The organism is Psychrobacter sp. NC44 (genome assembly GCF_904846655.1).
In the GTDB taxonomy this organism is placed as follows: Bacteria; Pseudomonadota; Gammaproteobacteria; order Pseudomonadales; family Moraxellaceae; genus Psychrobacter.
Window position 1 is genome coordinate 40,785 of record NZ_CAJHBN010000015.1, and the last position, 14,107, is coordinate 54,891.

Genomic DNA, 14,107 nt, shown 5'->3' on the forward strand with positions numbered 1-14,107 from the left:
AACATGTAAACGGCAAAATGATGGCTTTACTTAAGCATCAACCAACCATCCTTGCTGGGTCGCATAGTCGATATTTTTTGATAGCCAATCATGAATGGGAGGAAAGCTGTCTTTGATAAAAGCAAGTGCCGCAGTCACTTGCGAACGCGTGACGTTAGCATCAATCCACGTTTTTCCATTGGTATTTAAATTAAGTAAAAAAGGCAATAAGCGGTCAACCACTCTGAGCAGCTGGGTTTCTTTACTACTACCCGTCTCCTGCTCTTCCCAAATCTCATTTAAATCCATGATGCCATTGCCACGCTCAGCTTGCAATCGAGCAATACCAGCGCGTTCTTCAATGTGCGCCTCGCTACGACTGTTTGCGAATAAAAATGTATCGCCAGCGTCAATCTCACCCAAGTCATGTACCAATGCCATCTTGAGTAGTTTTTCATGATTGACATCTAGCTCAAACTGTTCAGCGATAGACCAGCACGCCATCGCTAAATGCCATGAATGTTCGGCAGAGTTTTCTTTGCGTGTGGTATGCGTCACATAACTACGACGATTGATACGTTTAAGCGCATCAAGCTCTAATAAGAAATGAGTGACATGATCTATATCAATGTTTGAGGCAAGCGTTGGGTTGGTTAATAAAAGGGGTTTGGTTGATGGCATAAATTTTCTCTTAATTTTTCTACGAAGATATAGCGCTTCATTTTACCTTTACGCATAAGCAATTATTATACATTTTATGAGCGCTATAAAAGAGCATGCCAACCTATAGCTAATTAACACCACTATAAAAAATAGCGCTTATGTGAGTAAGCGCTATCGGTTCTATTTTGAACAAAAGAACTATTTAATCAAGTTGCTAATAGTTTTAAATGCAGGATCTTGACTACTGCGGCATAGCTCAAAAAGAATGGTTTCAACCGTGGTAATCACGCCACCAGCACGGCGAATACGGCGAATTGCTTGCTTTTTATCATATGGAAAACGCGAACCGACCGCATCACCAATAATAACCGGCTGCATACCATTATCTAGCAAATCAAGCGCTGTTTGTAGTACGCAGACATGTGTCTCTACGCCAAATAGCAAAACAATACTTCGATTTTGCTGCGCTAAATAATGCCACGAATCATCATTATCACAAGCGCTAAAAGTGACCTTTTCAAAGCTTTTGGCGTTATCGCCTTCTAACACCTCGCGTATTTCAGGTAGCGTATCGCCAAGCCCTTTTTTATACTGTTCATTGAGCATGATAGGGATATTCAGTGCTTGTAGACCTTTAATAAGCGTCACTGTTTTTTTGACGATATTTTCATGGTCATAAATATGCGGTGTTAAGCGTTCTTGAACATCGATTATCATCGCTTGGGTATTTTCGCGAGCGATTCGATAGGTACGATCGGTAATCATAGTAGACATGGCACACTCCTTGTACGGCTGACTTTATTGTTAAAGGCTATGTTAGTTTTATCATTGATATTGTCTTTATTAGCCTTACTCTTATTTAGTCATAGTTTGCTGAGGGCGTCAATGGAGATAGTCTCTAATAATGATTAATAACAATTCATCACGTTTGATTCATACTGCTTGATATAGTTTCTTAATGAAGAGTAGCCAATAACTATATATTATGGCGTCTAGCATTCCTTAATAACGACTGTTTTTGAGTCATGACTATGACCACACCGAAAACAATACCAAAACACAAGGTTAAAAGATAATACACCATATAACTGAGCGTGTTTATAAATGCAAAGAACATGCTGGTTAAAGTAATGATTAATATCGCAGCGATAGTACCGCCGAATAGCTCTCGATATTTTTTATTAAAAATCTTAAAGGCCACCAACGGTATCGCGATACCAAACAAGCCAAATGTAGCACCCCAAACACCTGCCATGTCCATATCAAAATATAGCACCCCTAAAACATTAGCGAAAATACCACATATAAAAAAGGCCATCGTAAAACGTATAGGACCCAATACTTTTTCCAAAATATAACCTGTCGCAAAAAGCATCCCCAGACTCATTACTAAATGCATAATTCCTACATGCACAAAAAGCGATGTCACTACTCGCCAATATTGACCAGCTTGCAGCGCGTCCATCGTCAACCCACCTACACCATTTACCTGTCTAGATAAAGGGTCAATGATATCCATACCCATGAATACGGTCAGTATAAATGCACCTATACAGGTCAGTATTAACACCAACGTCGCAGGTCGCTCTTTATTATTTTTAAACCAAACTACTAGGCTTTTTGATAGATCACTTACTGGTGCTCGTTTTTTTACAGGCTTCTGTTTTTGTATATGTTTTCGCTTTTGTATATGTTTTTGCGTACTTTTCTTTTCTTGACTATCAAACTCTGCTGCGAGAACGAGCAACAAGCACAGCACCATACCAATAAAAAACGAACCAAATCCCCAAACAAAATCACGATCTAAGCTATCAGCAAGTAATCCTGTTTCTGGCTTCAATATCAAGGGTGGCAAATTAGATTGCCTATTAGCCGTAGAAATCGTGTGTAAGTAAGCATTTCTGCTATTTGATGATTTAAGTTTCTTAAAGTAGCTGATAGTAGAGAGGTCGTTGGCTTCGTACTTATGGCGCGAGTCGTTAATAAATGCTGAATATTGACTGTCTTTAATACTTTGGTCTGCACGATTATCATATTTCGTGTGGTAGCTAGAACCTAGCCAAATATTCTCAGCGGCTATAAATGGCGTCGCAATGTAATAATCAATATGCAATGTTGAGTCAAAATTTCGTCCACTGATTACTTGTGTTTCTATATAAGAAACGCTCTCTAATTTGAGTGGCTCAAAATCATTTACTCTGAAATACTTTTGCTTTGGATAATGACGAATATCATTCAAGCTATTTACTTCAATGACCTCGTAAGCCGCTTTAGACAAATAGTTTTGGCTGAGAACGAGCGGTATCACTAATGCTAGAACCATCGTTATAAAAAAGTAGCCTGAACTACTGCGCTTAACCCATTTTAAGGTTAAAAGCTCATACCTCGGCCACATCCAAATACTAACGACTAAAACAGATAACAGAAAAGGAATACCAAAATCCCAATAGCCCTCCTTTAAAGGTAGAATATCTAGATAAATATCTAGCAACCAACGTAAAGCACCGAAAAGTAGAATGGTCAGGATACTAAGACCTAAATATGGCAAGAATACTTGCTTTAGTTTTAGTTTGATCGATTCTTTAGCGCTTAGGCTTTGTCTTCGCCTCTGTTTATCCCTTTTGCTTACTCTATTCCTGTTTCTGCTTCTATTTTTATCCTTATACCTATACTGGCTTTGCTTATTATTATCCATACCCTATCACCACAAATCTAGCGTAACTTAAACTGTTGAAATGCTTTTTTATCAATCGTTGCTTTTAAGACTAATAGTAAGCAAATAAACATGCCAATGATAAAAAATCTAAAGAATTTTGCTAACTCTTTATCTGCTTTTTCGTTAAGTGTGCTCAACTGAGATACAAGTATTATTGGGTCATTAATATGTTGCTGACCTGACAATCTAATCGCTTCTAAATAACCATACTTAGTATCTGAGTTTTGCAATTTTTCAAAATAATCAGCAGTAGATATCTCTTCATTTGCATATTGTTGTCTAGAAATCCTTTTAAAATTTTCTATTTGTTGAACTTTCTCTTTTTCTTCAAGATCATTATCAATAACCTTAGTAAAAGCCTGTCCCCACCAGATATCTTTATCTCCATAAAAAGGAGTGGCAAAATATAAGTATATTTTTAACTCTTGTCTAGATTTCCCCATCTCCCTAGTATTGAAGTAAGAAACAACCCCTTGTTTCTCAATACTTTTATTATCAAATTGGAAGTATTTTTGTTTTGGATATAATTTAATATCACTTATATTACTTATATCAATAATGTCATATGCTGCTTCATATAAGTAAGCTTGACTGATTGATATAGGCGGAAATAAAGCAAGTATCATCACCAAGTAAAATACATTAGCGCTATTATCATCAAATAATTCAAATCGTAGCAGTCTAATCCTTGATCGCATTATGACAAGCACTAAAATAACACTGACAATTATTGGGATAATTAAGTTCCAGACCGTATCTTTTAGAGGCCATATCCCTAGACAGATGTCCAACATCCATCTTATGATGTTGTAGAATAAAATGGCGCCAATACTAAAACCTAAAAAAGGAAGAAAGATATATCGCATTTTTAACTTAAACACCTCTAAATCTAAGCGCCTCTTATCTGACGATTTATGATGTGCCATTTATACTCTACCTTTCATTAATATGACTTAAACCAAAAAAAGCGCCTCCAACATTAAGTGAGAGACGCTCATTTTACAAGACATTAGTACAAATTTAATCGACAAATATCAGCTTTATTAATATTTACTGCTATTTGGAGATTAGAGAAAAATTACACACGCTCAATAATAGTCGCGATACCTTGGCCAAGACCGATACACATAGTCGCTAGACCGATTTCAGTATCCGACTGCTCCATAGCGTTAAGCAAAGTAACCGTGATACGAGCACCTGAACAGCCCAGTGGATGACCTAATGCAATCGCGCCACCATTAATGTTGACGATGTCTTGCTTATCCGTCAAATTCAATGCTTTTAGTACTGATAGACCTTGCGCTGCGAATGCTTCGTTTAGCTCGATGGTTTGCATATCATCGATGCTCATGCCAGCACGCTTAAGTGCTTTTTGCGTCGCAGGTACTGGACCATAACCCATGATAGCAGCATCACAACCAGCGACTGCCATGCTACGAATACGAGCACGTGGCTTTAGACCTAGCTCTTTAGCTTTTTGCGCGCTCATCACTAACATTGCTGATGCACCATCAGATAGTGCAGATGAGGTAGCAGCAGTTACTGTACCGCCTACTGGATCAAAGGCTGGACGTAGCTTTTGCATTTGCTCCATCGTCGCATCAGGGCGAATCACTTCATCGACAGTACATAGTTGCAAGCGACCCGCTTCGTCATGACCTTCGATACCGATGATTTCATTGTCAAAACGACCTTCGGTGGTCGCAGCCCATGCACGGCGATGCGACTCAAGACCAAAGGCATCTTGCTCTTCACGAGTGATATTGTTCATGCGACCAAGCATTTCAGCGGTCAAGCCCATCATGTTTGAGGCTTTAGCATAATGCTTTGACGCTTCAGGGTTAAGATCAACGCCATGCATCATGCCGACGTGACCCATATGCTCAACACCACCGATGATGAAAACATCACCTTGACCGGTCATGATTTGGGCAGCAGCAGTATGTAGCGCCTGCATAGATGAGCCGCACAGACGGTTAACGGTTTGACCGCCAGCAGTCTTTGGAATACCAGCAAGCAAGCCGATGTTACGACCGATGTTTAAGCCTTGCTCTAGTGTCTGATTGACACAACCCCAGATAATGTCTTCGACGTCACGTGTGTCAAAGTCGTTACGCTCAACCAATGCACGTACCAATTCGGCAGACATGCTATCAGCGCGGACATGGCGGAACATACCGTTTTTGGTTTTACCCATCGCTGAGCGTACGCCATCTACGATGACCACGTCTTTTGGACTTAAGATTGTCATACTATCTTCCTTTTCAATTTTTATTGTCAGTGTAGTCAGCCCATTTCAATGCTATTACTTCGTCAATCTCACTTGAAGTACAATACGTACCTCTGCGCTCGATTTCCTTGTACTAGCATTAAATGAAGCCAACTATAATCGTACGTGTGCTATTAAAGATTTGTTATTAAAAAATAGTGCCATTAAATATAAATAGATTAATAGCTCTCACCCTCAAACAGCACACGTACGGCACTTCATCCTAGTAATGACTGCCTATTACGCGGTGGCGTAAAAGGTCTCGCCTGCTGCTGCCATGTCGCGAATCTTCTGCGGGGCTTCATAAGCTTTACCAAGGTATGCGTATTTTTCACACAGTGCCAAGTAGTTATCTAAACCCATTTGGTCAATATAACGGCAAGGTCCACCGCGGAATGGCGGGAAACCAACGCCCATAATCATCGCCATATCAGCTTCTGATGGCGTGCTGACGATGTTGTCTTCTAGGCAACGTACAGTCTCATTACAGAACGCTAGCATAGTGCGGTCAATAATCGCTTGATCTTCAAACGTTTGCTTGTCGCTATCTGTGGTGGTTTTTAATAGCTCATAGGTGGCTTCATCAGCAACTTTCTTTGGCTTGCCGCGTTTGTCCATTTCATACTTGTAGAAACCAACGCCGTTTTTCTGACCTAGGCGTTTGTTTTCATATAAAAGCTCAATCGCGCCTTTATAATCAGGCTTCATGCGGTCAGGGAAACCTTCTGCCATGACTTCTGCGCCATGAACACCAGTATCTAAACCAACAACGTCGATTAGATAAGCTGGACCCATCGGCCAGCCGAATTTTTCCATGACTTTATCGACATGAGCAAAATCAGCACCTTGCTTGAGGAGCAAATCAAATGCACCAAAGTATGGGAACAACACACGGTTCACTAAGAAACCTGGGCAGTCATTAACCACAACTGGCACTTTGCCCATTTTAGACGCTAGCGCAACAGTGGTCGCAATCGCTTCTTCAGAGGATTTCTCACCGCGGATAACTTCAACCAATGGCATACGGTGTACTGGGTTAAAGAAATGCATACCAACGAAGTTTTCTGGACGCTCAAGTGCTTCAGCCAAGAAAGTAATAGAAATCGTTGACGTATTTGAGGCTAAGATACAATCATCTTTTACTAAGCCTTCTACTTCTTTTAGCACCGCACGCTTAACGTTTGGATTTTCTACGACCGCTTCGATGACGATATCCGTTTCAGCAAAATCGCCATAATTCAAAGTAGGACGGATACGGCTTAAGGTTTCACCCATTTTTGCTGGGGTCATTTTGCCGCGATCGACCATTTTACCAAGTAACTTGCTGGCTTCGCCCATACCAAGGTCTAATTGCTCAGACTTGATGTCTTTCATGATGATTGGCAAGCCTTTGCTGGCTGCCTGATAAGCGATACCACCGCCCATGATACCAGCGCCAAGTACGGCCGCTTCATTGATTTCATGTGCTTTTTTGCTATGCTGCTTGGCTAACTTCTTAACCAACTGATCGCTTAAGAACAAACCAACCAAGCTTTCTGCTTGTGGGGTTTTCGCCGCTTTTGCAAAACCTGCGGCTTCTACTTCAATCGCTTTATCACGTGGTAAGTTAACGTGTTTTTCCATCGCAGCGATAGCAAGTGCTGGCGCAGGATATTGCTTCGGATTGGCTTTAGCAAAGATCATACCTTTTGCACTGTTAAACGCCATCGCTTGCTCAAGCTGATTTAATTTAACTGGATTCAGCTTCTCTTCACGCTTCGCTTTCCAATCAAGCTCACCTGAGATACATTTTTTGACCAAATCAATGGCCGCATCTTGCAAGTCATCAGCAGCAACGGTCGCATCAACCAAGCCTAGTTTTAGGGCATCAAGTGGTTTTTTTGGTGTACCCGTCGCAATCAGCTCAAGCGCATTATCGATACCGATGACACGCGTACTACGAACCGTACCACCAAAACCTGGGAAGATACCCAGTTGGGTTTCTGGTAGACCGATGATGGCTTTGTCACTCATGACACGGTATTCACAAACCAAGGTCATCTCACAACCACCGCCAAGTGCCGCGCCATTGATAGCCGCTACTTTCGGAAACGGCAGGTCTTCAAAGCGGTTAAAGGCGTCATTGATACCTACGACCCAATCTTTAATCTCGCTTTCTGGCTTTTTAAAAGAGCCAACGAATTCTGTGATATCAGCACCAGCGATAAAGACGCCTTTGCCTGACGTCACGATTAAACCTTTGACGTTATCGGCTTTTTCTAACGCAGTAACCGCTTCACCAAATTGCTTGTTGGTCTCAGCATCAAACTTGTTCACGCTCTCATTTTCGGCGTTGTACTGCATGTTGGCGATGCCATCCTCTAGCATTGTCACCGTGATGCGATTTCCTTGGTATACCATTTGGAACTCCTTGCTATATAACGAAAGCTAGTTTTAAAATTAAAAGTTTTAAAATTAAAGGTCATAGCCAGTTATTGTTAGTAAAACGAGTAATAACACTGCCAATATACTGTGTTATAAAGTCAGTATAGAGTAAGCAGTGAAGATGTCTTTATTATCCAGCGCTCATGGTTATATATTCATTTTTTATGCTTAATGTTACCGCGTTAGCACAAGTGAATACGGCGCTTCATTTATATATATTGTGACCAGTACTGATATTGAACATACTGACATTAAAAATATGGACTGAGAGTTGAGCAAATTTTTCGCTGAAATAAGCACGCAAACCTCCAACCCTGAATCATCAGATCATTTTTACGCCAATTAGTGTAGGGGATTATGCCCCTAACTGTCACAAGCTAATACCATACTCACAAGTCACTCTTAAATCAGCAGCAGCCCTTTACCTGACTAGTAATGTGCTTTAAGTGACGGTTTGTATACTGAAATTGTATACTAAAAATTCGTCTTTTAAAGATTATAATGACAGATGCTTATCATCACACGCCGTCACACGCTTAACGTGATTCTTTATCAAAACATATCCACTGACTAAGTTAAATCACCAATACGTAACGAGGGCTTGTTGCATTATTTCGGTGTGCTTAATAGAATTTTTAACAGTAAGCTGCAAAAATATGGCATTGATGATGCTCACCCCATAAGCTATATAATCTATCATGCTACACTAGCGATATTTTTATTATTCACCTGATAAATGGTTGGGTTATGACTGTTTCTTCTACGCCAAGCTTTATACCTGAAAGCCTTATGCCTTCAAGACTTGTATCTTTTACTAGCTTTAATAACAACACCGAGCAATTTCATAGCGCCGTGCGCGCGCAACTGTCGCAAGATATCGACGTGCTGTTTGCGTATGCCAACCTGCCAAGCCCGTTGATTGATGCCTGTCGTTATGTGATGACCGGTCAAGGTAAATTGGTGCGTCCACTATTGGTCGCCAGCGCCTTTGATAGTGTTAATCAAAGCAATGCTAATGCCAATGAAAATACAGATAAAAGCACTGACAATAAAAACAGTATGGCTAACGCTGATGGTTTGGAAGCTCTATTAGAAAACGACTCCGATTATGATATGGCGCGCCGTGCGGCATTGGCGGTGGAGCTGCTGCATACCTATTCATTAGTACATGACGACTTGCCCTGTATGGACGATGATGACTTGCGCCGTGGTCAGCCAACGGCGCATATCGTCTTTGAAGAATCAACCGCCCTACTCGCTGGCGACGTATTGCAAACATTAGCCTTTGAAGTATTGACCGCAGAGCTGCCCACTTTTGCACCCTTTGATTCAGCCATCTCAAGCCAGCTTATCGCAATATTTGCACCACGTGCACGGCGTATGGTTTCTGGTCAAATGCTTGACCTGAATGCTGAGGCTAGTGCTAATATTTCACAAGGCGATCTAGAAGCTATTCACCGTGATAAAACCGGCGCATTGATTGAAGCCGCTATGCTTATGGGCGGCATCTGTGCTGGTGCGACCGCTCCACAGCGTATGGCATTGCAAGAGTGCGCGCAGCATATTGGTCTCGCCTTTCAAGTACAAGACGATATCTTAGATGTGACGACTAGCACCGATACCCTTGGCAAACCTGCTGGCAGCGATGAAAAATTAGACAAATCTACCTATGTGAAATTGATGGGTGTCGAAGACGCGACCAGCTATGCGCAATCGCTATTTAATGATGGACGCGCGGCAATCATTCGTGAACTGAGTCATCATAAACCAAGCGGTAGCGAGCTTGGTAATGACGCAAACAATGATGCTTTACTGGCATTAATAGAATGGCTATGGGCACGTAAAAAATAGCCAAAAATTTAATCATCAAAGAACAGCAGTGAGTGGTCAACATGGACAGTAACCCTACCCCGCGTATTTACCTCGGCACTGGCGGCTATAGCGATACCGACCTACTCGGCACGCTGTACCCAACGAGCACCAAAAAGACGGACTTCCTACGTGAATATGCCAAGCAATATGGTGCGGTAGAGATTAATAGCACCTTTTACGCACCTATCGGACAAAAAGCCTTTGCAGGTATGGTCAATAAAGCCTATGCCGAAGCAAATAGTGAATTGAAATTTGCAGTCAAACTCCATCAAGACTTTACTCATGCACGTAAAGGCACTGCCGAGCACGCGCAAGCTTTCTTGACTGCGCTAACCCCACTTATCGAAGCCAATGCTCTAGCTCCACTACTATTACAATTCCCACACGGCTTTGATCGTACCCGTGAGCATCGTTTATATCTGGCAAATCTCGTTAGTTGGTTTAAGGATTATCCATTAGCCATCGAGTTCCGTCATAACGGCTGGCATACCCCGCAAGTGGTCGATAGCTTCGTCAAGCAAGGTTTGATTTGGTGTAGCGTCGATTATCCTAAGGTCAGCGGTCTGCCGCCATCACGATTGATATTTACCGAGCGAACTGGTTACCTGCGTATGCATGGTAATAATCTAAACTGGTGGGATGCGATGAGCGCTGCTGACCGCCATGATTATCGTTACTCTGAGGCTGAAATGAACGACTGGGCGCAAGCGATTGCCAATCAGCGTCAGCACTTTGATACGCTATATATCTTCTTTCAAAACACCGTCAATGCGCATGCTTATTATAATATTGCAATGCTGCGAGAAGCGTTGGATAATTTTGGGTTTGAGGTGTTGTGAAATTATATTTTCATATGAAATAAAATTGAGAATAATAAAATAATGAAACTTTAGTTTGCTATCTTACTCAATAAGGATCGTTTATGAAAGACGTACAACACTCAATATCAACGAAGTTAACAGCTGATGTGTTTAAAGCAATAAACACGGGAAATTCTGCTAAAAACATAATCAAAAAAAACAAAAGTATGCCTGATCGACTATTAAATATGGCAGGTCGACATGTGGGTATAAAGGAAGAACACTTGCCTATATATCGAAAATTAGTACGTGGTGAAAATAATGAGTTTCTTGAAAAACTGAAAGGTTTTAACCATCAATTACAACCCGGCGACTTAATTCTTGTTACTGGTATTGGCACATCTTCCAAGACACTAGTTAAATTGCAAAAGAGTTTCTATGAGAAAGCAAGGTCAAGTCATATTGCAGTAGCTCATTCCGAGTTTGTATGTGTTGATGCCATACCAAAAACAGGGGTCTCCTTAAGATTGGTTCCAGAAATACTTAGAAACGTTGAAAATAACTGGCGTGTCATTCGCCTAAAAAATATACCAGAATCAAGTTTTGAAAATATTAGTAAATCATGTATTTATTATACTGAACAACCATATTTAATATTTCTAAAACGTAAACCAGCTAAAAATTATTCTTACTGCTCTGAACTTGCTCGTAAAATATATATCAGTAGTGACATTAAGGAATGTGGTATCCCAAACAAACCTATCATAAAACCTTGCGATTTTGATAACCTCGCCGATAGAAACAGTGAATGGGAAGATATAACTGAATCGGTTAGAAGCTATATCGAATTCTGTGTAGAGTATGAAGGTTTTTTGATGTTTATGAGTAAATTACTACTAAACGGAATAAACCTTAACCGCCAAAGATTTGATGAGCGTATAGAAATTAAACGCAAGATAAGTAGGATGGTAAAGAAAGGTGAAATCACATCTCAAACTGCATCCAAAGTTAATGAAAATATAAAAACACGCGAAGACTCATTGAACTATAAATTTTGGAATAAATAGTTGAAATAGCAGTCTTATTTAACAGAATAAAAACCAAAAAAAAGGACGCCTCTCAGCGTCCTCTTTTTTAATCAAATACTTAGTTGTTAAAGATTACTCTTCAACACCAGCATCTTGACCTTTGTATTTAGCATTTGCGTAGTCCCAGTTCACTAGCTTGTCTAGGAACGTATCAACATAATCAGGACGACGGTTACGATAATCGATGTAGTACGCATGTTCCCATACATCACAAGTCAATACCGCGATTTGGTCATGTGCAAGTGGTGTATCAGCGTTAGCAGTTTTGGCGATTGACAGTTTGCCACCGACTTTATCAGCGACTAGCCATGCCCAACCTGAACCGAACTGAGTCAATGCTGCGTTTTTGAACTCTTCCCGGAACTTGTCATAGCTACCGAAATCTTCTTCGATTTTCGCTTTTAGATCACCAGTAGGTTCGCCGCCGCCGTTAGTTGGCGTCATGCAGTTCCAGTAGAACGTGTGGTTCCATACTTGGGCTGCTTGGTTGAACATACCTTGCTTGCTGTCATCTTTAGCAGTTGCTACGATGATTTCTGGCAATGTTTTGTCTTCTAAACCAGAACCTGGTAGCAATTCGTTAAGCTTAGTCACGTAGGCGTTGTGATGCTTGTCATGATGGTATTCTAGCGTCTCGGCACTGATGTGTGGCTCTAGTGCGTCTTTTGCGTATGGTAGCTCTGGTAAAGTAATGTTTGACATAGTTATTTTATCCTTGCTGTTTTTAGCCGTCATTTGATAAAAACTCATTATAGAAACTGAATTTTACGCTATTTTTACATGATAAAAAACACGATAAAATGGCGGACTAAATTGGCTGAGTTTATTGTTTGAAATGAATGTTATTGCTTAATACCGTTTATTGTTTAACACAGTATCACGTATTATTATGAATCCAAAATTAACTTACTTTTGTTACTGTTTGCTCAAAAGCCAAGTGCTTGACTTCATAAGCATTTATTAACTTAATATTCACAAGCCATAAGATATCATTCACGGTAGCTTGGCGGCTATTATAGCAACAGTGGCGACAAATATCAGTTACCAAATGTTATGGATAACACTGTTAGTATAGCCTTTGGTTGTCTATAGACTAAGTGTAGAATGCCTTGCCATGCCAATCGTACTAGGCACTTAGCTAACTGATAAACTGATGAAATTGGCATTAAGATACCGCTATAATTTAAAAACCGACCATACTTTCAATAATGATACTTTCACTAATCATATTCTTAATTATGACATAACGGAATAACCCTATGAGCACCACGAATACCTCACGCTCCTCCATCCAATCGACCCCTGATAATCAATGGGTGCTCGCCAGTAATAATAAAGGCAAACTGGCTGAGTTTAAAAGGCTGTTTGCCGAGGCAGATTTGGATGTGACAATCATCCCGCAAGGACAGCTTGATATCGAAGATGCAGTTGAGGATGGCTTAAGCTTCGTAGAAAACGCCATTATCAAAGCGCGTCATGCCAGCCGAGCAAGCGGATTATCCGCAATTGCTGATGATTCAGGACTATGTGTGCCAGTATTAGGTAACGCACCGGGGATTTACTCTGCTCGCTATGCTGGCGAACACGGTAACGATGCTAAAAATAACGCCAAGCTCATCGCTGATTTGCAGCCTATTCGTACTGAGCAAGCGAGCGAGCCTATTAAAGGGTTATTTGTTTGCGTACTGGCGATGGTGCGCCATGCTGATGATCCGCTACCGATTATCGCGCAAGGTCTATGGCATGGTGAGATTTCAGAGACAGCGCATGGTGACGGCGGTTTTGGTTACGATCCGCTGTTTTGGTTGCCAGAGTTACAAGCTAGCGCCGCAAGCTTAAGTGCTGCTGATAAAAACCGCATCAGTCATCGTGGTCAGGCGATTCAGCAATTATTGGCGCAGTTACCGTTGTAGATAACCCTTAAATCTTATAGTCGATTCAATTTATTCCTTTAGCTATTAATGCTGATACAAGAAAGTCGAGCACAGAGGGACAAATCGTAGTTTAAGCGAGATTGACGATGTAGCAGATTCAAAGGGAATGGACGATAAAGAGATAATTTTTACTTTAATAAACAGATAGATTATACTGTTCTACTTTTAAAATTTTGTTGAAAGCCGTTATTTGTCTGTATAATTCACCAAAAAGCGTTATTATGCGGTGCATTAACGGTTTATGATTGATATCTGATAGCGCCTATTACTAAGATAACCGTTTCACATTTTAGTATCAGTCAGCGCCAGTGGTGACCAAAGGCGATTGCTCAAGGTACTGACTTTGACATTGCGCGCTATCG

11 protein-coding genes are annotated in these 14,107 nt (G+C 40.9%); 4 read left to right on the plus strand and 7 right to left on the minus strand.

Annotated features, from left to right (window positions below; translation table 11 throughout):
* Nucleotides 1–30 precede the first annotated feature (30 nt).
* The 6 genes from JMX95_RS11035 to fadB all read right to left on the minus strand — a co-directional run bounded on the left by JMX95_RS11035 (nucleotide 31) and on the right by fadB (nucleotide 8,027).
* Nucleotides 31–660 carry an HD domain-containing protein gene (locus JMX95_RS11035; protein WP_201560818.1) on the minus strand — a complete coding sequence of 210 codons (630 nt, stop codon included), beginning with the start codon at nucleotides 658–660 and terminating at the stop codon, nucleotides 31–33.
* A gap of 180 nt (nucleotides 661–840) precedes the next feature.
* Nucleotides 841–1,416, minus strand: a complete 576-nt coding sequence (locus tag JMX95_RS11040; protein ID WP_045447933.1) for an isochorismatase family protein — start codon at nucleotides 1,414–1,416, stop codon at nucleotides 841–843.
* Between the two features lie 202 nt (nucleotides 1,417–1,618).
* Nucleotides 1,619–3,337 (minus strand): rhomboid family intramembrane serine protease, encoded by a 1,719-nt coding sequence (locus JMX95_RS11045; protein ID WP_201560819.1) that lies wholly within the window; start codon nucleotides 3,335–3,337, stop codon nucleotides 1,619–1,621.
* Nucleotides 3,338–3,354: 17 nt separating this feature from the next.
* Entirely contained in the window at nucleotides 3,355–4,284 is a 930-nt protein-coding gene (locus JMX95_RS11050) for a hypothetical protein (RefSeq protein WP_201560820.1), read from the minus strand.
* A 152-nt stretch (nucleotides 4,285–4,436) separates the two neighbouring features.
* Nucleotides 4,437–5,609 (minus strand): acetyl-CoA C-acyltransferase FadA, encoded by a 1,173-nt coding sequence (gene fadA, locus JMX95_RS11055; protein ID WP_201560821.1) that lies wholly within the window; start codon nucleotides 5,607–5,609, stop codon nucleotides 4,437–4,439.
* Nucleotides 5,610–5,867: 258 nt separating this feature from the next.
* Entirely contained in the window at nucleotides 5,868–8,027 is a 2,160-nt protein-coding gene (fadB, locus tag JMX95_RS11060; RefSeq protein WP_201560822.1) for a fatty acid oxidation complex subunit alpha FadB, read from the minus strand.
* A 771-nt stretch (nucleotides 8,028–8,798) separates the two neighbouring features.
* On the opposite strand from fadB, the gene JMX95_RS11065 reads away from it, so the two are divergent.
* The 3 genes from JMX95_RS11065 (at nucleotide 8,799) to JMX95_RS11075 (ending at nucleotide 11,790) form a co-directional block, all read left to right on the plus strand.
* Nucleotides 8,799–9,902 carry a polyprenyl synthetase family protein gene (locus JMX95_RS11065; RefSeq protein ID WP_201560823.1) on the plus strand — a complete coding sequence of 368 codons (1,104 nt, stop codon included), beginning with the start codon at nucleotides 8,799–8,801 and terminating at the stop codon, nucleotides 9,900–9,902.
* A gap of 41 nt (nucleotides 9,903–9,943) precedes the next feature.
* Complete coding sequence (locus JMX95_RS11070) at nucleotides 9,944–10,762, plus strand: DUF72 domain-containing protein (RefSeq protein WP_201560824.1); 819 nt, start codon at nucleotides 9,944–9,946, stop codon at nucleotides 10,760–10,762.
* Nucleotides 10,763–10,845: 83 nt separating this feature from the next.
* Complete coding sequence (locus JMX95_RS11075) at nucleotides 10,846–11,790, plus strand: hypothetical protein (RefSeq protein WP_201560825.1); 945 nt, start codon at nucleotides 10,846–10,848, stop codon at nucleotides 11,788–11,790.
* A gap of 93 nt (nucleotides 11,791–11,883) precedes the next feature.
* Here the strand turns inward: JMX95_RS11075 and JMX95_RS11080 are convergent, their stop codons facing one another.
* The gene (locus JMX95_RS11080) at nucleotides 11,884–12,513 is read right to left on the minus strand and encodes a superoxide dismutase (protein WP_045448006.1); all 630 of its coding nucleotides are present in this window, start codon (nucleotides 12,511–12,513) and stop codon (nucleotides 11,884–11,886) included.
* 557 nt (nucleotides 12,514–13,070) lie between these two features.
* On the opposite strand from JMX95_RS11080, the gene rdgB reads away from it, so the two are divergent.
* On the plus strand, nucleotides 13,071–13,724 hold the full coding sequence (gene rdgB, locus JMX95_RS11085) for an RdgB/HAM1 family non-canonical purine NTP pyrophosphatase (protein WP_201560826.1): 654 nt from the start codon (nucleotides 13,071–13,073) through the stop codon (nucleotides 13,722–13,724).
* Nucleotides 13,725–14,107: the final 383 nt, after the last annotated feature.

Bases quoted from the DNA above. Each gene is read 5' to 3' on its own strand.
- JMX95_RS11040 (WP_045447933.1), bottom strand. From the start codon at position 1,416: ATGTCTACTATGATTACCGATCGTACCTATCGAATCGCTCGCGAAAAT.
- JMX95_RS11050 (WP_201560820.1), bottom strand. From the start codon at position 4,284: ATGGCACATCATAAATCGTCAGATAAGAGGCGCTTAGATTTAGAGGTG.
- fadA (WP_201560821.1), bottom strand. From the start codon at position 5,609: ATGACAATCTTAAGTCCAAAAGACGTGGTCATCGTAGATGGCGTACGC.
- JMX95_RS11045 (WP_201560819.1), bottom strand. From the start codon at position 3,337: ATGGATAATAATAAGCAAAGCCAGTATAGGTATAAGGATAAAAATAGA.
- fadB (WP_201560822.1), bottom strand. From the start codon at position 8,027: ATGGTATACCAAGGAAATCGCATCACGGTGACAATGCTAGAGGATGGC.
- JMX95_RS11070 (WP_201560824.1), top strand. From the start codon at position 9,944: ATGGACAGTAACCCTACCCCGCGTATTTACCTCGGCACTGGCGGCTAT.
- JMX95_RS11035 (WP_201560818.1), bottom strand. From the start codon at position 660: ATGCCATCAACCAAACCCCTTTTATTAACCAACCCAACGCTTGCCTCA.
- rdgB (WP_201560826.1), top strand. From the start codon at position 13,071: ATGAGCACCACGAATACCTCACGCTCCTCCATCCAATCGACCCCTGAT.
- JMX95_RS11075 (WP_201560825.1), top strand. From the start codon at position 10,846: ATGAAAGACGTACAACACTCAATATCAACGAAGTTAACAGCTGATGTG.
- JMX95_RS11080 (WP_045448006.1), bottom strand. From the start codon at position 12,513: ATGTCAAACATTACTTTACCAGAGCTACCATACGCAAAAGACGCACTA.
- JMX95_RS11065 (WP_201560823.1), top strand. From the start codon at position 8,799: ATGACTGTTTCTTCTACGCCAAGCTTTATACCTGAAAGCCTTATGCCT.